We start from the raw sequence: 18,443 nt of genomic DNA, 5'->3' as shown, positions 1-18,443 counted from the left end.
ACGTCGGGCGGTCAGATCTCGCCAGCGTTCATGGGCTGGGATCGATTTTTTGAGGCCTGGGTAAATCCTGTTTGTCGGTGGTGTAACTGCCTTGATACGAAAGGCTTTTCAAAGCTTTGAAAAGCGGGGGTAAAGAAGATGGGCAAGCGTTTCCAATCGCTAACGGGCTGCTTACACTGCGGCCACAAATTGCCTCTTCATTGCTTCTTTCGACTACCCATGCAACATATTTTGGTGGTGGACGATGACGCAGACATCACCACCTTGCTGGCCCAGTACCTGGGCCGTTTCGGATTCACGGTGCACACGGCCTCCGATGGTGAGTCCATGCGTGCACGGCTCAACAGCCACCCCATCGACCTGGTCGTTCTGGACCTCATGCTGCCCGGTGCGGACGGTCTGGCGCTGACGCGCGAGCTGCGCGCCCGCTCTTCCCGCCTGCCCATCATCATGCTCACGGCCCGAGGCAATGCCTACGACCGCGTGCTGGGCCTGGAGATGGGGGCCGACGATTACATGAGCAAGCCCTTCGAGCCGCGTGAGCTGGTGGCGCGCATCCAGACCGTGTTGCGGCGCACCGCGGCTGGGGCCGCGACGGCACCCCAGGCGGCAGAGGCGGAAGTGGTGCATTTCGATGGCTGGTCGCTCTACCGCATGGAGCGCCACCTGGTCTCGCCCGAGGGGGTGGTCATTCCCTTGTCGAACGCCGAGTTCCGCTTGCTGTGCACCTTTCTGGGCATGCCCCGGCGCATTTTCAGCCGCGACCAACTCATGGAGCAGGCCCGTGGACGGGCCATGGATACTTTTGAGCGCAGCATCGATCTGCTGGTGTCCCGGTTGCGCCAGAAGCTGTCGGATGACCCCCGCGAGCCTCGTCTGATCAAGACCGTGCGCGGTGCGGGGTACCTGTTCAACGTGCGTTCGGTTCAGGGCCACGTCGGATGGCAGCGCTGAGGCCTGCCGGCCCCAACCACGACACGCCCGGCCAGGATGCCGGCGCGCCGCAGGCCGTGCCGCCCCCGCCCACCTGGCGGCGCTGGCTGAACCGTTGGGTGCCGCGCACCCTGTTCGGACGCCTGGCCTTGCTGTTGTTCGTGGCGGTGCTGGCCAGTCATGTGCTGGCGCTCACGCTGATGTTCAACCTGCACGATCTGACGGGCCATGGCCCGCCACCGCCGCCACAGGAACTCCAGGAGGTGGCTGATGGTGCGACCGCTGAGGAGTCCGTGCAGCCCGGGGCGCTTCGTCTACCAGGGCCTCCGGGCCCGGGCCAGCATGGCCCGCCGAGCCTCTGGGATGCAGGCTTGCTGCTGGACATTGGCGTGCGCCTGTCGGCCTTGATGGTGGCGGCCTGGGTGGGCGCACGCTGGTTGTCCAAGCCCATAGACCGCCTGGCACTGGCGGCCCGCGAGCTGGGCAAGAACATCGACCGCCCCCCTTTGTCCGAAGATGGCCCGGCCGAATGCAAGGAGGCGATCCAGGTCTTCAACCAGATGCAGGCCCGCATCCGGCAGCAACTGGAGGAGCGTGATCGCTTCGTGGCGGCGGTGTCGCACGACCTGCGCACCCCGCTGACCCGCCTGCGCCTGCGGGCCGAAACCCTGGAAAGCAGCGAGGACAGGCGCCAGTTCGGCCGCGACATCGTCGAGATGGACGAGATGATCACCGCCACGCTGGACCACCTGCGCGGGGTGGCCGATCCTGAACCCATGGTGCAGCTCGATGTGAAGGCCCTGGTCGACAGCCTGGCCGACGACCAGCAGGCCTGCGGCCATTGGGTGCCGGTGCATGGCCGTGCCGGCCTGCTGCCGGCCCAGGCCGGGGCTTTGCGCCGCTGCGTGGGCAATCTGATCGGCAATGCGATCCGCTATGGTGGGCAGACCGAGGTGTTTTTGTGGGACACCGGGGACGAGGTCGGCATCGAGGTGCGTGACCATGGCCCCGGCCTGCCTGAGGCCGAGCTGGAGCGTGTGATGGCGCCGTTCTACCGCGTTGAGGGCTCGCGCAACCGGCACCATGGCGGGGTGGGGCTGGGCCTGTCGATCGCGCGCGACATCGTGGCCCGGCATCAAGGTCGGCTGCAGTTGCGCAATGCAGCGGGCGGTGGCCTGCTGGCCATCGTGGTGCTGCCGCGTCTGCCCCTGCTGCCGGTGGCGGCCTGAGTTTCAGGCCCCTGGCAGATCAGGCTCGTGGACCGCTGTGAAGCGCTGCACGCGCCGGCCTTCGACCTCGACGTTCTCCAGGAACATGGCGGCGGGCCGGACCCACAGCCCCTGCTGGCCATAAAGGGCCTGGTACAGCGTGAGGGGTTCCAGGGTTTCGCTGTGGCGCACGGTGTCGATCACGCGGTACAGGCCACCGCGGTAATGGCGGTACAGGCCGGGGGGCACGCGCGGGCTGAGTTCGGGCAGATCGGAGTCGTCTGGCATGGTTTGGCGGTGGGTGGCCGTGGGGGTGATGGGGCCGCGCAGTATGCCGCAACAGCCGGGCGTCCTGACAAGCATGGGAAAATGCGGCCCATGCACCCTAAAGCCCTGTTGGATGCCTGCGCCGAACTGGTCAGGCTCTCCCTTCTTTTCGACCACCCCGCTGACTCGGTGGTGTCCCGTTTTTTCCGTGATCACCGCAACCTCGGGCCTCGCGAGCGCGCCACGCTGGCCGAGACCACCTACAACGTGCTGCGCCAGAAGCTGCGCTTCGAATACCTGGCCCGTTCGGGCTCGGGCCCGAAGGAACGTCGCCTGGCCATCCTGGGTTTTCATGGCCCGCGCGACTTCGTCAAGAGCGCCCTGACCGATCAGGAGCGCAACTGGCTTGACGCCTGCGATGCCGTGACCGACGCCGATCTGCTGGAACCGCATCGCCACAACCTGCCCGAGTGGCTGGCGGCGCCGCTCAAGGCCCAGGTGGGCGAGGGCTTCTGGGCCCTGGCCGCCAGCATGAACCAGGGTGCCCCCCTGGATCTGCGGGTGAACGCCCTGGCCGACAAGCGCGAGGCTGTGCAGAAAGAACTCAAGACCGCCGGCATCAAGGCCGAACCCACACCCTACTCACCCTGGGGTCTGCGCGTGGATGGCAAGCCGGCCCTGACCAAGCTCGATGCCTTCACCCGTGGGGCCATCGAAGTTCAGGACGAGGGCAGCCAGTTGCTGGCCCTGTTGCTGGACGCCCACCGCGGCGAGATGGTGGTCGATTTCTGTGCCGGCGCCGGGGGCAAGACCCTGGCCATCGGGGCCAGCATGCGCAACACCGGGCGTCTGTACGCCTTTGACACCTCGGGCCACCGTCTGGACGCGCTCAAGCCGCGCCTGGCCCGCAGCGGCCTGTCGAACGTGCATCCGGCGGCCATCGCCCACGAGCGTGACGACCGCATCAAGCGCCTGGCCGGCAAGATCGACCGCGTGCTGGTGGATGCCCCTTGCTCCGGCCTGGGCACCTTGCGCCGCAACCCCGATCTGAAGTGGCGTCAAAGCCCCAAGGCGATCGAGGAACTGGTGGCCAAGCAGACGGCGATCCTGCAAAGCGCAGCGCGCCTGCTGAAGCCGGGTGGGCGTCTGGTGTATGCCACCTGCAGCATCCTGCCGCAAGAGAACGAGGCGATTGCCGAGGCCTTCTCGGCCGCCAACCCCGACTTCCTGCCCCTGGATGCCGCGCCCACGCTGACCCAGCTCAAAGTGCCGCAAGCCGAGGGCCTGTGCACCGGTGAAGGCGGGCGTTACCTGCGCCTGTGGCCGCACCTGCACGCCACCGACGGCTTCTTTGCCGCCGCCTGGACGCGCAAGGCCTGAGCGCCTGTTCAAGTCTTCCTGACACTGAACAGTCTCTAAGACGGGGCTGGCACGCCCCGTCAAGCCTGGATAGCAGGGCAATCCATAAGGTTAAAAAAACCGTGTATAGGCTTTGAGCGATTAAAATTCGTGCTAGCTGCGTCCTGCAGCTTTGTTTTTTGGGGAGCAGTCCCCATGAATTCCTTCATCGAGGACAAGGTTCATACATGTTTTTACCGGACTGGGCTGTGCTGAATGCGGCCATCGACTGGCTGGGTCACGGCCTTTGGGATCTGACCTGGTGGCAGGTCGTGCTGTACACACTGGTGACCACCCACCTGACCATCTGTGGCGTGACCATCTTCCTGCACCGTTCGCAGGCCCACCGGGCGCTGGATCTGCACCCCATCCCCCAGCATTTCTTCCGCTTCTGGCTGTGGATCGGCACCGGCATGGTGACCAAGCAGTGGGTGGCCATCCACCGCAAGCACCACGCCAAGTGCGAAACCGCTGAAGACCCGCACAGCCCGCAGACCCGCGGCATCGAGACGGTGTTCTGGCAAGGTGCCGAGCTGTACCGTGCCGAAGCCAAGAACACCGAGACCATCGCCCGTTTTGGCCATGGCACCCCGGACGACTGGATCGAGCGCAACCTGTATTCGCGTTTCAGCTGGCAGGGCGTGGGCCTGATGCTGATCCTGAACCTGGCCATGTTCGGCGCTTTGGGCGCCACCGTGTGGGCGGTTCAGATGCTGTGGATCCCGATCACCGCGGCCGGCATCATCAACGGCATCGGCCACTACTGGGGTTATCGCAACTTCGAGGCGCCGGACGCCAGCACCAACATCTCGCCGATCGGCATCATCATTGGTGGCGAAGAACTGCACAACAACCACCACACCTACCCGACCTCGGCCAAGTTCGCGGTCAAGCCCTACGAATTCGACATCGGCTGGGTCTATATCAGCCTGATGTCCAAGATCGGCTGGGCCAAGGTCAAGAAGACGCCGCCCAAGCTGCAACTGGGTGACATCCGCCCCGTGGCCGACGAAAAGACGCTGGAAGCCCTGATCGCCAACCGTTACGAAGTGATGGCCGGCTATGCCCGTGGCGTGCGCCAGGAACTGGCTGCGCTCAAGGCCAAGCAAGGTGATGCTCCTCTGCTGGATGCCGCCCGCCGCTGGCTGCACCGCGATGCCGAAAAAGTGCCCGCTGCCGCCCAGCCCGAACTGGCCCAGGCCCGTGCGGCCTACCCGGCGCTCGACAAGATGGTGGTGATGCGCGAAGAGCTGCGCCAGTTGTGGCTCAACACCTCGCAGTCGCGTGAGCAGCTCACCCGTGATCTGCAGGCCTGGTGCCGCCGTGCCGAAGAGAGCGGCATTGCCGCCCTGCGCGACTTCTCGATCAGGTTGCGCGCCGCCCAGGCCTGATCGCCGTCAGCCAGGCCCCCATCAGCCGCCCCCAGGTCGTCAGGCCGGGGCGGCTTTTTTGTGGCTGGGTCGTGGCGCTCGGGGGCGGACGGTGTGGCTCCGTTTCAGGTGCCATCCGCCATTGTCCGCGGCAAGCTGTGGCCCCTGGGTTGTGCAGGCTGACCCAGCCTGTGCCCGGGCTGCGCCAGCCTTGCCCGGCTTGCAGTCGAAATGGCTGGCGCGTGTCGGGCTGGCCCGGGTAGAGGAGGACTTGCAGTGGGCCGTTCAAGCCCTGCAACTCGCTGCCCTCAGCCACCCATAGCAGGCGCTGGCCTGAGGGTTCGAGCGACAGGATGCGCTGAGACCGGGGTGCCGGTGGTGGGGCAGCGCCCGGGGTGGCGAGGGGGGTAGCGAGGAGGGTGGTGCTGGCGTTTTTCATGCCTTCAGCGTAGGGCGCCGGGGCTCTGGGCAACAGGCACAGCCAGGAGGGGTCAGGGGCGCATCAGATCCGAAAAAACACCGCTGTTTCGGTATCACGCGCGGGTTTCTGTATCTGTTGCGGTGCGGTGCCTTGGGGCATCATGCTTGCCTCATGTCCGATCTACAGACCCGCCCGCTCGCCGAGCCTTCTCCTCTTTACCGGCAGGTGGCCGAGCACTACCACCAGGCGATCCGGCAAGGGGTTTTGGGCGTCGGCACCCGCATGCCCTCGGTGCGCGAGCTGATGCAGCGCCATGGCGTGAGCCTGAGCACCGCCTTGCAGGCCCTGCGCACGCTGGAGTCCCTGGGCTGTGTGCAGGCCCGGCCCCGGGTGGGGTATTTTGTGTGCGACAGCCCGCAGTCCTTGCTGGGCGAGTGCTCCGAGCCCGATCTGCGGCTGCCTTTGCATCGCCTGGATGGGGCGGAGTTCGCAGGCATCAATGAACGCATTTCGCTGTGGCTCGAAAAAAGCCGCCTGGCGCAGGTGCGCATCGATCTGGGCTCGGCCATGCCGGCGGCCGAGTTGTTTGACGGCGCGGCCTTGAATCGCATCGGTGCGGCGCTGTTGCGGGAGCATCCAGAGATCCTGGTGCAGGGACATTCGCGGCCCGGCACCCATCCGATCTTCCAGGCGGCGATGGCCCGGCGCGCCCTGGAGTCGGGTGTGCATGTGGCGCCGCACGAAGTGATGTCGACGCTGGGCAACTCCGAGGCGGTGAATCTGGCGCTCAGCGCGGTGGCCGAGCAGGGGGATGTGATTGCCATGGAGTCACCCACTTTCTACGGCCTGCTCCAGGCCGTGGAGGCGCAGAACCTGCGGGCCATCGAGATTCCCAGCAGCGCCCGCACCGGTCTGTCGCTGGAAGCGCTGGAGCTGGCCGTGCAGCAGGAGCCCCGGCTCAAGGCCGTGGTGGTGGTGCCGCATCTGCAGATGCCCCACGGCGCGGTGATGCCCGATGCCCACAAGGCCCGTCTGGTTGCCTTTTGCGGGCAGCACAACCTGGCGCTGATCGAGGACGACATCTACCGTGAACTGGTGGACACCCCTGGCATTTCGCGCCCGCTCAAGGCCTGGGATCGCAGCGGCCAGGTGATTTACTGCGTGTCCTTCAACAAGACCTTGGCGCCGGGCTTGCGACAGGGTTGGATGAATGGGGGCCGCTGGCACACCCGGGTGCAGATGCTCAAGTTTGCCAAGACCCGCAACATGCAGGTCTGGGCGCAGTTGCTGGCGGCGCGCTGTGTGGATTCGGCCGCCTTCTCGCGCCATCTGAGCCGGCTGCGCGGCCACCTGGCCCGGCAGCGCGAGCGCAGTGTGCAGGCGGTGGCGCGGCATTTTCCTGTGGGCACGCGCCTCAGCGTGCCGCCGGGTGGCCTGAGCCTGTGGATCGAGCTGCCTTTGGGGGTGTCTTCGTCGCTGCTGTTCGAGCGCGCCCTGGACTGCGGCATCCGGGTGGCGCCGGGGCCGATGTTCTCCAACACCGGCCGCTATGAGCGCTTCATGCGACTGAGCTGTGGCCTGCCCTTCACGCCCGAGGTCGAGGCGGCTTACGTCACGCTGGGCCAGCTGGCCAAGGCCATGATCGCGCAAGACCCACTGGGCCTGTCGGCCGCCTGATCCTGTTCGCCTCGGGCTGGTGGTGTCTGTGATGTGGCGCGGGCAACAAAAAAGCCACCGGGCCGGGGCCGGGTGGCTTGACTGGAAAGGGCTGAATTACTTCAGCTTGATTTCCTTGTAGTCGACGTGCTTGCGAGCTTTCGGATCAAATTTCTTGATCAGCATCTTCTCGGGCGTGGTCTTCTTGTTCTTGGTGGTGGTGTAGAAGTGGCCGGTACCCGCAGTGGATTCCAGCTTGATCTTTTCGCGTCCGCCTTTGGCTGCCATGGTGATTCTCCTTAAGCCTGGCCACGTGCGCGCAGATCTGCGAGCACAGAGTCGATACCGTTCTTGTCGATCAGACGCAGAGCGGCGCTGGAAACACGCAGGCGAACCCAACGGTTTTCAGTTTCAACCCAGAAACGGCGGTATTGCAGGTTCGGCAGGAACCGGCGCTTGGTTTTGTTGTTGGCGTGGGAAACGTTGTTCCCGACCATCGGGCCCTTGCCCGTGACTTCACATTTGCGTGCCATGTGGACACTCCTAAGACTGTTAACGGCCGAAGCCGCACCTCGCCACCCGGGCCGGTCAAGGCGCTTGCCATGGTGTTTCGGGGCAGGCCCGAGGCACCCGGCAGGGTGGCGGTGGAGGTAATTTGCAAATTGGGTGCAGCCAAAGACTGCGCCTTTTCAGCAAAGCTAAAGATTATAGCCTGCGGGCTGATTGGGCTACAAGCGGTTGGCTGGCTGTGGCCAGCGGCGCTGCCTCAGGCCTGGCCGTCTTGCTCCAGGAAGCGCTGTGCGTCGAGTGCCGCCATGCAGCCCGTGCCGGCGCTGGTGATGGCCTGGCGGTAGATGTGGTCTTGTACGTCGCCGGCCGCGAACACGCCGGGCACGCTGGTCATGGTGGCAAAGCCCTGCAGGCCCGAGCGGGTGACGATGTAGCCGTCCTTGGTGTCGATCTGGCCCTGGAAGATCTCGGTGTTGGGCTGGTGGCCGATGGCGATGAAGCAGCCGGTCAGCGCGATGTCTTCGGTGCTGCCGTCTTCGGTGCTCTTCAGGCGCACGCCGGTCACGCCCGAGGTATCGCCCAGCACTTCTTCCAGGGTGCGGAACAGCTTGAGCTCGATCTTGCCGGCTGCCACCTTCTCGGCCACCTTGTCCACCAGGATGGGCTCGGCCTTGAATTTGTCGCGGCGGTGGATCAGGGTCACCTTGCGGGCGATGTTCGACAGGTACAGAGCTTCTTCGACAGCGGTGTTGCCGCCGCCCACCACGCACACGTCCTGGTCGCGGTAGAAGAAACCGTCGCAGGTGGCGCAACCCGACACGCCGCGGCCCATGAAGCTTTGCTCCGAGGGCAGGCCCAGGTACTTGGCCGAGGCGCCGGTGGCGATGATCAAGGCGTCGCAGGTGTACTGGCCGCTGTCGCCGCTCAGGGTGAAGGGGCGCTTGGACAGGTCCACCGAGTTGATGTGGTCAAAGACGATTTCGGTCTTGAAGCGCTCGGCATGCTCCAGAAAACGCTGCATCAGCTCCGGGCCTTGCACGCCGTTCACGTCGGCAGGCCAGTTGTCGACCTCGGTGGTGGTCATGAGCTGACCGCCCTGGGCCATGCCGGTGACCAGGACCGGGTTCAGGTTGGCGCGCGCTGCATAGACTGCGGCGGTGTAGCCGGCAGGGCCGGAGCCGAGGATGAGAACTTTGGCGTGTTTGGTGTTGGACATGGTAAAAGCCTGATGAAATAGCGACCGTTGGTCCCCTGAATTGGGGGGTGCTGCAGAAGTATCAACCGGTGTCACCTGATCGGCGACCCCGCGTTTTCAATGATCGCGATTGTAAGAACCTAATCGGGATCCAGGCCCCTGAGGGGTTTACAAGCCCCTGTTAACCTCAACATCCGGTGCTGGCGCCGGGTGTGCCAAGGAGATTTCACGACATGACGACCATGGTGTCCAACCTTGAATTGCTGCGGCGCGTGCCTTTGTTTGCCTTGCTGACGGCGGCCCAGGCAGAGCTGATTTCGCGGGTGGTGGTGAAGCGGCGCTTCAAGCGCGGCGAGGCCTTGGTGGAGCAGGACAGCAAATCAGATGCCCTCTTCATTTTGCTCAATGGCCGCGTCCGCGTCCTGACCACCGACAAGCGGGGCCGTGAAGTGATCCTGGCCACCTTGCGTACCGGCGATCACCTGGGCGAGATGAGCCTGATCGACAACCAGACCCATTCGGCCACCGTGCGGGCCGAAATCCAGACCGACGTGTTGACCTTGGGGCGGGCTGAGTTTCTGCGTTGCCTGCAGGACAACAGCAGCGTGGCTTACGCCGTGATGAAGCGCCTGGTGCAGCGCCTGCGTCAGGCGGATCAGAAGATCGAATCATTGGCATTGATGGATGTCTATGGCCGGGTAGCGCGGGCCTTGATGGAGCACGCCACCGAAGGCCCCGATGGGGCGCTGGTGATTCGTGACAAGCTCTCGCGCCAGGACATTGCCAAGATGGTGGGCGCCTCGCGCGAAATGGTCAGCCGGGTCATGAAAGACCTGGAGGAGCGCGGCTTTGTTCAGACCGACGAGGCCGGCTGCATGACGGTCAAGGACCGGCTGCTGCAGCTGACCTGAACACCGCCGGCCCCAGCGGCGCAGCCGCCCTGCGCTGCGCTAAGCTTGGCGTCCTTGACTGCCTATGACCTATTCCCTTCACACCCTGAATTCCTCCGCCGCGGCCCGTGACCGCGATGCCCCGGTGCGCTACGGGGTCAGCCGCTTCACCCACGAGATCGGCCTGATCGTCTGGGCGGCTCTGCTGGTGCTGTGGCTGCTGGCCCTGCTGACCTACCACGCGCAAGACCCGGCCTGGTCGACCACGGGGGGCAGCCTGAAGGTCCTGAACTGGAGCGGGCGCCTGGGCGCCTGGCTGGCCGATGTCAGCTACTTCATGCTGGGTTTTTCCGTCTGGTGGGGGGTGGCGGCGGCCGTTCGTGCCTGGCTGGCCAGCCTGGCGCGCTGGATGCGCGCCGACGAGGCCGGTCAGCCTGGCGCGCGCTGGCCGTTCTGGCTGGGCCTGGTGCTGCTGGTGCTGGCCAGCACGGCGCTCGAATGGACGCGGCTGTACCGCTTCGAGGGGCATCTGCCGGGCCACGCCGGGGGCGTGCTGGGCTACCTCACGGGCCCTTTGCTGATGAAGTGGCTGGGTTTCACCGGATCGGCCCTGCTGACCCTGACCGTCGGCCTGGTCGGCAGTGCATTGGTGTTCCGTTTCTCTTGGGGCCATGCGGCCGAGCGCCTGGGCGCAGCGCTGGACTCGCTGGTGCAGTCGCGGCGCAAGAAGAGCGAGATCGCCGAAGACCTGGCGGTGGGCAAGCGCGCGGCGCGTGAACGCGAGGAGGTGGTGCACGAAGAGCGCATCGAGATCCGCGAACACCACCCGCAGCCCGTGCAGATCATCGAGCCGGTGATGATCGACGTGCCCAAGAGCGAGCGCGTGGTCAAGGAGCGGCAAAAGCCCTTGTTCACCGAAATGCCCGACAGCAAGCTGCCGCAGGTTGACCTGCTCGACGGCGCCCTGCTGCGCCAGGAGACCGTGGCCCCCGAAACCCTGGAGATGACCAGCCGCCTGATCGAGAAGAAGCTCAAGGATTTCGGCGTCGAGGTGCGCGTGGTGCTGGCCTCGCCGGGCCCGGTCATCACCCGTTACGAGATCGAACCCGCCACCGGGGTCAAGGGTTCGCAGGTGGTGAACCTGGCCAAGGACCTGGCGCGCTCGCTGAGCCTGGTGTCGATCCGGGTGATCGAGACCATCCCGGGCAAGAACTTCATGGCGCTGGAGCTGCCCAACGCCAAGCGCCAGACCATCAAGCTCAGTGAAATCCTGGGCTCGCAGATCTACCACGAGGCCAAGTCACTGCTGACCATGGGCCTGGGCAAGGACATCATCGGCAACCCGGTGGTGGCCGACCTGGCCAAGATGCCCCACGTGCTGGTGGCTGGCACCACGGGTTCGGGCAAATCGGTGGGGATCAACGCGATGATCCTGTCGCTGCTGTACAAGGCCGAGGCGCGTGACGTGCGCCTGCTGATGATCGACCCCAAGATGCTGGAAATGTCGGTCTACGAAGGCATTCCGCACCTGTTGGCCCCGGTGGTCACCGATATGAAACAGGCCGCCAACGGCCTGACCTGGTGCGTGGCCGAGATGGAGCGCCGCTACAAGCTGATGAGCAAGCTGGGCGTGCGCAACCTGGCGGGCTACAACACCAAGATCGATGAGGCCAAGGCGCGCGAAGAGTTCATCTACAACCCCTTCAGCCTGACCCCCGAGAGCCCGGAGCCGCTGCAGCGCCTGCCCCACATCGTGGTGGTGATCGACGAGCTGGCCGACCTGATGATGGTGGTGGGCAAGAAGATCGAAGAGCTGATCGCCCGTCTGGCCCAGAAGGCCCGTGCCGCCGGCATCCACCTGATCCTGGCCACCCAGCGCCCCAGCGTGGACGTGATCACCGGCCTGATCAAGGCCAACATCCCGACCCGCATCGCCTTCCAGGTGAGCAGCAAGATCGACAGCCGCACCATCCTCGACCAGATGGGGGCCGAGGCCCTGCTGGGCATGGGCGACATGCTTTACATGCCCAGCGGCACCGGCTTCCCGGTGCGGGTGCACGGCGCCTTCGTCAGCGATGAAGAGGTGCACCGCGTGGTCAGCTACCTGAAAAGCCAGGGCGAGCCCGATTACATCGAAGGCGTGCTCGAAGGCGGTACCGTGGACGGGGACGACGGCCCGGGTGGCGAGGGCGGCGGCGAGGGCGGCGAGAAAGACCCGATGTACGACCAGGCCGTCGAGGTGGTGCTGAAAGACCGCAAGGCCAGCATCTCGTATGTGCAGCGCAAACTGCGCATCGGTTACAACCGCTCGGCCCGCCTGCTCGAAGACATGGAAAAAGCCGGACTGGTGAGTGCCCTCACTTCCAGCGGCCAGCGCGAGGTGCTGGTGCCCGCGCGCAACGAATGAGAGTGAGCCCATGAAGTTTCGACAACATCTGCTGGCCCTGGGGCTGGGTTTGAGCCTGGCCGGGCCCGCCTTGGCCACTGGCCTGGACGCCCTGGAGACCTTTGTCAAAGGCACCCGCAGCGGCAAGGCCGAGTTCACCCAGGTGGTGACGGCGCCGGCACGCGAAGGGCAGGTGGCGCGCAGCAAGAGCTCCAGCGGCGTGTTTGAATTTCTGCGCCCCTCGCGCTTCCGTTTCGACTACCGCAAGCCTTTCGAGCAGCAACTGGTGGCAGACGGCCAGACCGTTTGGCTGTACGACGTGGACCTGAACCAGGTCACCGCGCGCAAGCAGTCGCAGGTGCTGGGCTCCACCCCGGCCGCCTTGCTGGCCTCGGCGCCCGACCTCAAGTCGCTGGAGGCCGAGTTCAAGCTCAGTGCCTTGCCCGAGCAGGACGGCCAGCAGTGGGTGCAGGCCCTGCCCAAGTCGCGCGATGGTCAGATCCAGAGCGTGAAGATCGGTTTCAAGGGCGAGCAGCTGGCCACCCTCGACATCCTGGACAGCTTCGGCCAGCGCTCGGTGCTGAGCTTCACTGGTTTTCAGGCCAACCCCAGCCTGCCGGCCGACACCTTTCAGTTCAAGCCCCCCAAGGGGGCGGATGTGGTGCAGCAGTAGGGGTTGGTCGGCGCTGGCGGTCTTTACCATCCGTTTGTCAACGCCAGCCTGCCGCGGGTCGTTGCGAGTTCACCTCGGGTGACGGGCTGGCCTCTTGGCTGGCACGTGCGCCTGGCGCTCAACCGGGAAACCCATCATGGATCTGATGCGTCGACACCTGCTCGCCGGCTCTGCCGCCGGCGCCTGCCTGGGCTTGGCGGGCTGCGCCAGCCTGCCGGGCGCTGAAGGCGGCCCCCGCGATGGCCAGGCCGATAGCGCGGCGGCCCAGGTGCGCTGGCTCAACCGACTGACCTGGGGCGCCACGCCCGAGGCGGCGCGTCAACTGGCCGCTCAGGGCTTGTCGCGCTGGCTGGCGCAGCAGCTCAAGGCACAGCCGGGCGTGCCTTTGCCGCCCGAGGCCCAGGCCCAGATCGAGGCCATGACCATCACCCGTGAGCCCTTGGTGGCCCGCGTGGTGGCCTTGGAGGCGCAGCGGCGTGCCGCCGATGCCTTGAAGGACGATGAGGCCAAGAAGGCCGCCCAGCAGGCCTACCAGCAGGAGTTGAACCGCCAGGGGCGCGAATCGGCCCAGCGCTTCGTGCTGCGCGCCCTGTATTCACCCCAGCAGGTGCAGGAGCAGATGGTCTGGTTCTGGATGAACCATTTCAGCCTGCACCTCTACAAGGGCAATCTGCGGGCGCTGATCCCGGATTTCGAGGATCAGGCCGTTCGCCCCCACGCCCTGGGCCGGTTTCGCGATCTGCTGGGGGCCACGGTCTACCACCCCGCCATGCTGCGCTACCTGGACAACGAGCACAACGCGGCGGGCCGCCTCAACGAGAACTACGCCCGCGAGCTGATGGAGCTGCACACCCTGGGCGTGGGCGGGGGCTATTCTCAACAAGACGTGCAGGCCCTGGCGCGGGTGCTGAGCGGCCTGGGCGTGGTCAACCCGCCCGACGCGCCGCCGCCCCAGTTGCCACCCGCCCTGCAGGGGCAGTATGTGCGCCGGGGCCTGTTCGAGTTCAACCCGCGTCGCCACGATGACAGCCCGCAGTCGCTGCTGGGCCAACCCCTGCCCGGGCGGGGCCTGGCCCGCGTCGAGGCGGCGCTCGACCGGCTGGCCCGGCACCCGTCCACCGCGCGCTTCGTGGCCCGCAAGTTGGTTCTGTTCTGGGTGTCTGACACCCCGGCGCCCGGCCTGGTGGACCGGGTGGCTGCGGCTTTCCAGCGCAGCGATGGCGACATCGCGGCCACGCTGAATGCGCTGTTCTCCAGCCCGGAGTTCGCGGCCTCGCTGGGCACGCTGTTCCGCGACCCGGTGCACTACGTGCTGGCCGGCGTGCGCCTGGCCTATGACGGGCGCGTCATCCTCAACCCCAACCCGGTGCTGAACTGGATCAACCGCCTGGGTGAGCCCTTGTACGGCCGCAGCACGCCCGACGGCTACCCGTTGGAGGCTGCGGCTTGGTCCAGCGCGGGGCAGATGAGCACCCGCTTCGAGGTGGCCCGGGCCATCGGCTCGGGGCCGGCCGGCTTGTTCAAGACCGAGGCCACACCCCCGGTCGAGCAACCGGCCTTTCCCCAGCTGTCGAACGCGCTGTACCACCAGGGCCTGGCGCCCAGCCTGAGCCCGCGCACCCGGCAGGCCCTGGAGCAGGCCAGCTCGCCGCAGGAATGGAACACCTTCTTGTTGTCGTCTCCTGAATTCATGAACCGCTGACTCAAAAGCGAGGCCAACATGCAACGCCGACACCTTCTTCAGCGCCTGGGCGCCGCCAGCCTGGCGCCGCTGGCCTTGCACGGTAGCCGCAGTTGGGCGGCGCCGGGGGCCGGGCGCAACAAGTTTCTGCTGGTTTTTTTGCGCGGCGGCTATGACGCGGCCAACCTGCTGGTGCCCACGGCCAACACCTTTTACGAGGAGTCGCGCCCCAACATCGCCATCGCCCGCCCCGGTCGCCCGCAAGGGGCCTTGCCGCTGGACGCCCAGTGGGGGCTGCACCCGGCCCTGGCCAGCACGGTGCTGCCCCTGTACCAGCGCGGGCAGGCGGCCTTCATCCCCTTTTGTGGCACCGACGATCTCACGCGCAGCCATTTCGAGACCCAGGACAGCATCGAGCTGGGGCAGGGCGTGGGCGAGCGGCGCGACTTCCGCTCCGGCTTCCTGAACCGCCTGTGTGCTGAGTTGGGCGGGGCCGAGGGCCTGGGCATCGCCTTCACCGACCAATTGCCCTTGGTCTTGCGTGGCCCGGTGCCGGTGGCCAACGTGGCCCTGTCCTCGGTGGGCAAGGCCGGGGTTGATGAGCGCCAGGCCCGCATCATCGAGGCCATGTATGGCGGCGGCCCACTGGCCACCCCGGTGCGTGAGGGCTTTCAGGTGCAGGCCGAGGCGCGCCAAAGCCTGCAGGCCGAGATGGAAAGCGCCAACCGGCGTGCCATGAGCTCCCGTGGCTTCGAGCAGGTGGCGCGTCGCCTGGCCTTTTTGCTCAAGTCGGGCCACGACATCGGCTTTGTCGATGTGGGCGGCTGGGACACCCATGTGGCGCAAGGGGGCGCCAGTGGCGCCCTGGCCAGCCGCTTCGAGGAACTGGGCCAGGGCCTGGCGGCGCTGGCCGACGAGATGGGCGAGGCCTGGGGCCGCACCACGGTGGTGGTGATCAGCGAGTTTGGCCGCACCTTCCGCGAAAACGGCAACCGGGGCACCGACCACGGCCATGGCTCGGTGCTGTGGGTGTTGGGCGGCGGCCTGCGCGGCGGGCGGGTGCTGGGCGAGCAGGTGGCCATCAGCCCGGCCACCTTGTTCCAGAACCGGGATTTCCCGGTGCTCAACGACTACCGCAGCGTGCTGGCCGGCCTGCTGGGGCGCCAGTATGGCCTGGGGCCGCAGGCCTTGCAGAGGGTCTTTCCGGGCGCGGCCGTGCGTGATCTCGGTTTGGTCTGAGCCTGGACGCGCGTTGCCGTTTTCAGGGCGCTGGCCGCTCAGCCAGGGCACGCCTCAGAAAGCCGGCCACGGCGTCCTGTGCGGCCGGCCAGTTCAGCAAGGTGTGCGGGGCGTTGGGGATCAGCAGCACGCTGGCCCGGGGGTTGTCCTTCAGGGCCGTGGCGCAATGCCCTTGGGCTTCGGCTGCACCCAGCCAGGGGTTGCTGCGCGAGAAATACGGGTCGGTGCTGCTGATCAGGTTGAGCACGGGCTGTCCCGGCGCAAAGGCGTTGCGCGGGGCCTGCACAAAGTAGTTGGCCTCGCAGCTCCACGAGAACACCATGCGTGCTGCGACGCCATCGCCAGCATAACGGGCCACCGCCACCGCGCCTTCGCTGGTGCCCGCCAGCACGATGCGCCGGGCATCGGCCCAGGTTTGGGCCTGCAGGGCCGCCAGCGCCGGCGCGATTTCCGAGCCGCGCAGCGCATGGATGCGCTCATAGTCCTGGGCTGAGATCGGCGACTGGTAGGTCACCCGCTCGGGCAGGGCAAACGAGTCCGGGGCCAGGCTGGCAATGCCCTGGTCGGCCAGCCACTGTTGCCAGGTGGCGATGGCGCTCAGGCCCAGGCCGGACGATCCATGCAGAAACAGCACCACCGGCACGGCCTGACCCTGTGTCGCAGGCCGTGCACTGAAGGCCCCGGTGTACCGGGCGCCGCCGGTGGCGCGCTCGGGCAGCACCAGTGCCGCCCGCGCCACGCTGGCGGCCAGCGAGGCCGGGGTGTGCTGCCAGGCCGTGCCCTCGATGCGGCCAGTCGGCGTGGTCTGCGCCAGGGTGTGGGCGCTCATGAGCAGGCTCAGCCCCAGCAGGGCGATGCAGCGCATGGGAAGCACGGAGATGCGAGCTGGGGACATGGGTTGCGCCTCTTTGTTCGGTGGGCCCAGTGTCGCGTGCCGGAGCGGTCGTTGCCATCCGTGAAAACCGTGCCCAGGTGCATGGACAATCGAGGCATGAACACGCCTCGCCCAGCCTCCAAGCCTGACACGGCCTTGTCTGTCCCCCTGGCCGAGCGGCTGCGTCCGCACCCGCCGGTCCGCTCATCCTTGCATGAACATCTCGCAATGGCCCTGGTGCAGTTCCCTGGGCTTTTGCTGGGCTCAACGGGGGTGAAGCATGGCTGATCTGTTCGAGCAGGAGCCTTCGGCACCGCTGGCCGAAGCACTTCGCCCCAAGACCTTGGACGAGGTGGTCGGACAGTCGCATTTGCTGGGCGAGGGCAAGCCTCTGCGGCTGGCTTTCCAGTCGGGCAAGCCTCATTCCATGATCTTCTGGGGGCCGCCCGGCGTCGGCAAAACGACCCTGGCACGCCTCACGGCCTCCGCCTTCAAGTGTGAGTTCATTGCCCTGTCTGCGGTGTTCTCGGGGGTCAAAGACATCCGGGCTGCCATGGAGCAGGCCCAGCAGAACCTGTCGCTGGGCAAGCACACGATTCTGTTCGTGGACGAAATCCACCGATTCAACAAGTCGCAGCAAGACGCACTTCTGCCCTATGCGGAAAGCGGTCTGGTCACCTTCATCGGTGCCACCACGGAGAACCCTTCCTTTGAAGTGAACTCGGCGCTGTTGTCGCGGGCACAGGTCTATGTTCTCAAGTCGCTGACCGATGACGAACTGAAGCTGTTGCTGGCACGTGCCCAAGAACTCGCGCTGGGCCACCTGGTCTTCGACGACCTGGCGACGGACACGATCATTGGCTATGCGGACGGCGACGCGAGACGGTTCTTGAACCTGCTGGAGCAGACCAGCACCGCCGCCAAAGCGTCTGGCCTGACCACGATCACCGCCGATTTCCTGCAGAACGCCCTGACCTTGAACAGCCGTCGCTTTGACAAGGGCGGCGACAACTTCTACGACCAGATTTCAGCCCTGCACAAGTCGGTGAGGGGCTCCCACCCGGATGCCGCCCTTTACTGGCTGACCCGCATGCTGGACGGCGGGGCGGATGCCCGGTATCTGGCGCGGCGCATTGTCCGCATGGCTTGGGAAGACATTGGCTTGGCCGACCCCAGGGCCATGCAGATTGCCAACGATGCGGCCCTGACCTATGAACGGCTGGGCAGTCCGGAAGGCGAACTGGCCCTGGGCCAGGCGGTCATCTACCTGGCGGTGGCTGCCAAGAGCAACGCGGGCTACAAGGCCTACAACCAGGCCAAGGCCTTTGTGAAGCAGGACAAGAGCCGTGAGGTTCCGGTGCATCTTCGCAATGCGCCCACCAAGCTCATGAAGGAATTGGGCTACGGGCACGAGTACCGGTATGCCCATGACGAGCCCAATGCCTACGCGGCGGGTGAAACCTACCTGCCTGACGGCATGGAGGAACCGGGTTGGTACCAGCCCGTGCCGCGTGGGCTGGAGCTCAAGATCGGCGAGAAACTGGCCCATTTGCGTGCCCTGGACGATGCCGCACGTCGCACCTGAGTTTTTTTTCATCCCGAATTTCTGAGCTTTGCCGGTCTGGCGATGAGCATTTCCGGTCACGAATGCACTCCTCTGGTGCGTTCGTGTTTGAAATGGGCTTCGGCCTTCCTTGCGCTGATTTTTGAGCGCGCCAACACCTCATTGCTATTGAACTTGT

At 66.0% G+C, this 18,443-nt stretch carries 16 protein-coding genes; 11 read left to right on the top strand and 5 right to left on the bottom strand.

The genetic code is table 11. From position 1 onward, the window contains the following. The first annotated feature begins 219 nt into the window (after positions 1-219). On the top strand, positions 220-954 hold the full coding sequence (locus F624_RS0112585) for a response regulator (RefSeq protein WP_031254879.1): 735 nt from the start codon (positions 220-222) through the stop codon (positions 952-954). Further along, on the top strand, positions 942-2,162 hold the full coding sequence (locus F624_RS0112580; RefSeq protein ID WP_019574663.1) for an ATP-binding protein: 1,221 nt from the start codon (positions 942-944) through the stop codon (positions 2,160-2,162). Before F624_RS0112585 ends, F624_RS0112580 begins: the two co-directional genes overlap by 13 nt. Before the next feature lie 3 nt (positions 2,163-2,165). Here F624_RS0112580 and F624_RS0112575 read toward each other — a convergent pair whose 3' ends face one another. Further along, positions 2,166-2,429, bottom strand: a complete 264-nt coding sequence (locus F624_RS0112575) for a DUF1653 domain-containing protein (protein ID WP_031254877.1) — start codon at positions 2,427-2,429, stop codon at positions 2,166-2,168. Between the two features lie 90 nt (positions 2,430-2,519). Between F624_RS0112575 and F624_RS0112570 the strand changes: the two genes are divergently transcribed. The 3 genes from F624_RS0112570 to F624_RS0112560 all read left to right on the top strand — a co-directional run bounded on the left by F624_RS0112570 (position 2,520) and on the right by F624_RS0112560 (position 7,274). Then, positions 2,520-3,788 carry an RsmB/NOP family class I SAM-dependent RNA methyltransferase gene (locus F624_RS0112570; RefSeq protein ID WP_031254875.1) on the top strand — a complete coding sequence of 423 codons (1,269 nt, stop codon included), beginning with the start codon at positions 2,520-2,522 and terminating at the stop codon, positions 3,786-3,788. 206 nt (positions 3,789-3,994) lie between these two features. Next, complete coding sequence (locus tag F624_RS0112565) at positions 3,995-5,197, top strand: DesA family fatty acid desaturase (protein WP_019574660.1); 1,203 nt, start codon at positions 3,995-3,997, stop codon at positions 5,195-5,197. 571 nt (positions 5,198-5,768) lie between these two features. Continuing rightward, positions 5,769-7,274 carry an aminotransferase-like domain-containing protein gene (locus tag F624_RS0112560; RefSeq protein WP_031254874.1) on the top strand — a complete coding sequence of 502 codons (1,506 nt, stop codon included), beginning with the start codon at positions 5,769-5,771 and terminating at the stop codon, positions 7,272-7,274. Positions 7,275-7,370: 96 nt separating this feature from the next. On the opposite strand, the gene rpmG is transcribed toward F624_RS0112560, so the two are convergent. From rpmG to trxB, 3 genes are all read right to left on the bottom strand, one after another. Further along, a complete protein-coding gene (gene rpmG / locus F624_RS0112555; RefSeq protein ID WP_019574658.1) occupies positions 7,371-7,541 on the bottom strand; it encodes a 50S ribosomal protein L33 in 171 nt (56 codons plus the stop codon). An 11-nt stretch (positions 7,542-7,552) separates the two neighbouring features. Next, on the bottom strand, positions 7,553-7,786 hold the full coding sequence (gene rpmB, locus F624_RS0112550; protein ID WP_019574657.1) for a 50S ribosomal protein L28: 234 nt from the start codon (positions 7,784-7,786) through the stop codon (positions 7,553-7,555). 233 nt (positions 7,787-8,019) lie between these two features. Continuing rightward, positions 8,020-8,979 carry a thioredoxin-disulfide reductase gene (trxB, locus tag F624_RS0112545; RefSeq protein WP_019574656.1) on the bottom strand — a complete coding sequence of 320 codons (960 nt, stop codon included), beginning with the start codon at positions 8,977-8,979 and terminating at the stop codon, positions 8,020-8,022. A gap of 212 nt (positions 8,980-9,191) precedes the next feature. Between trxB and F624_RS0112540 the strand changes: the two genes are divergently transcribed. The 5 genes from F624_RS0112540 (at position 9,192) to F624_RS0112520 (ending at position 15,827) form a co-directional block, all read left to right on the top strand. Next, positions 9,192-9,869 carry a Crp/Fnr family transcriptional regulator gene (locus tag F624_RS0112540; RefSeq protein WP_019574655.1) on the top strand — a complete coding sequence of 226 codons (678 nt, stop codon included), beginning with the start codon at positions 9,192-9,194 and terminating at the stop codon, positions 9,867-9,869. A gap of 64 nt (positions 9,870-9,933) precedes the next feature. After that, positions 9,934-12,255: a DNA translocase FtsK gene (locus F624_RS0112535; protein ID WP_019574654.1), complete on the top strand. Its 2,322-nt coding sequence runs from the start codon at positions 9,934-9,936 to the stop codon at positions 12,253-12,255. 10 nt (positions 12,256-12,265) lie between these two features. After that, on the top strand, positions 12,266-12,907 hold the full coding sequence (gene lolA, locus F624_RS0112530; RefSeq protein WP_019574653.1) for an outer membrane lipoprotein periplasmic chaperone LolA: 642 nt from the start codon (positions 12,266-12,268) through the stop codon (positions 12,905-12,907). A gap of 136 nt (positions 12,908-13,043) precedes the next feature. Next, complete coding sequence (locus F624_RS0112525) at positions 13,044-14,609, top strand: DUF1800 domain-containing protein (RefSeq protein ID WP_019574652.1); 1,566 nt, start codon at positions 13,044-13,046, stop codon at positions 14,607-14,609. Positions 14,610-14,627: 18 nt separating this feature from the next. Continuing rightward, positions 14,628-15,827, top strand: coding sequence for a DUF1501 domain-containing protein (locus F624_RS0112520; RefSeq protein ID WP_019574651.1), 1,200 nt, complete (start codon positions 14,628-14,630; stop codon positions 15,825-15,827). Between the two features lie 22 nt (positions 15,828-15,849). Here the strand turns inward: F624_RS0112520 and F624_RS0112515 are convergent, their stop codons facing one another. Beyond that, a complete protein-coding gene (locus F624_RS0112515; RefSeq protein WP_031254872.1) occupies positions 15,850-16,722 on the bottom strand; it encodes a dienelactone hydrolase family protein in 873 nt (290 codons plus the stop codon). 259 nt (positions 16,723-16,981) lie between these two features. On the opposite strand from F624_RS0112515, the gene F624_RS0112510 reads away from it, so the two are divergent. After that, a complete protein-coding gene (locus tag F624_RS0112510) occupies positions 16,982-18,286 on the top strand; it encodes a replication-associated recombination protein A (protein WP_019574649.1) in 1,305 nt (434 codons plus the stop codon). Positions 18,287-18,443: the final 157 nt, after the last annotated feature.

It is taken from the genome of Curvibacter lanceolatus ATCC 14669 (assembly GCF_000381265.1).
Lineage (GTDB): Bacteria > Pseudomonadota > Gammaproteobacteria > Burkholderiales > Burkholderiaceae_C > Curvibacter > Curvibacter lanceolatus.
Note: the sequence above shows the minus strand (reverse complement) of the source record. Positions and strands in the feature narration are given on the sequence as shown.

Excerpts from the sequence above, each read along its gene's own strand:
- rpmB (WP_019574657.1), bottom strand. The coding sequence starts at position 7,786 with ATGGCACGCAAATGTGAAGTCACGGGCAAGGGCCCGATGGTCGGGAAC.
- F624_RS0112560 (WP_031254874.1), top strand. The coding sequence starts at position 5,769 with ATGTCCGATCTACAGACCCGCCCGCTCGCCGAGCCTTCTCCTCTTTAC.
- F624_RS0112580 (WP_019574663.1), top strand. The coding sequence starts at position 942 with ATGGCAGCGCTGAGGCCTGCCGGCCCCAACCACGACACGCCCGGCCAG.
- F624_RS0112540 (WP_019574655.1), top strand. The coding sequence starts at position 9,192 with ATGACGACCATGGTGTCCAACCTTGAATTGCTGCGGCGCGTGCCTTTG.
- trxB (WP_019574656.1), bottom strand. The coding sequence starts at position 8,979 with ATGTCCAACACCAAACACGCCAAAGTTCTCATCCTCGGCTCCGGCCCT.
- F624_RS0112565 (WP_019574660.1), top strand. The coding sequence starts at position 3,995 with ATGTTTTTACCGGACTGGGCTGTGCTGAATGCGGCCATCGACTGGCTG.
- rpmG (WP_019574658.1), bottom strand. The coding sequence starts at position 7,541 with ATGGCAGCCAAAGGCGGACGCGAAAAGATCAAGCTGGAATCCACTGCG.
- F624_RS0112535 (WP_019574654.1), top strand. The coding sequence starts at position 9,934 with ATGACCTATTCCCTTCACACCCTGAATTCCTCCGCCGCGGCCCGTGAC.
- F624_RS0112525 (WP_019574652.1), top strand. The coding sequence starts at position 13,044 with ATGGATCTGATGCGTCGACACCTGCTCGCCGGCTCTGCCGCCGGCGCC.
- F624_RS0112520 (WP_019574651.1), top strand. The coding sequence starts at position 14,628 with ATGCAACGCCGACACCTTCTTCAGCGCCTGGGCGCCGCCAGCCTGGCG.
- F624_RS0112510 (WP_019574649.1), top strand. The coding sequence starts at position 16,982 with ATGGCTGATCTGTTCGAGCAGGAGCCTTCGGCACCGCTGGCCGAAGCA.
- F624_RS0112515 (WP_031254872.1), bottom strand. The coding sequence starts at position 16,722 with ATGTCCCCAGCTCGCATCTCCGTGCTTCCCATGCGCTGCATCGCCCTG.
- F624_RS0112585 (WP_031254879.1), top strand. The coding sequence starts at position 220 with ATGCAACATATTTTGGTGGTGGACGATGACGCAGACATCACCACCTTG.
- lolA (WP_019574653.1), top strand. The coding sequence starts at position 12,266 with ATGAAGTTTCGACAACATCTGCTGGCCCTGGGGCTGGGTTTGAGCCTG.
- F624_RS0112570 (WP_031254875.1), top strand. The coding sequence starts at position 2,520 with ATGCACCCTAAAGCCCTGTTGGATGCCTGCGCCGAACTGGTCAGGCTC.
- F624_RS0112575 (WP_031254877.1), bottom strand. The coding sequence starts at position 2,429 with ATGCCAGACGACTCCGATCTGCCCGAACTCAGCCCGCGCGTGCCCCCC.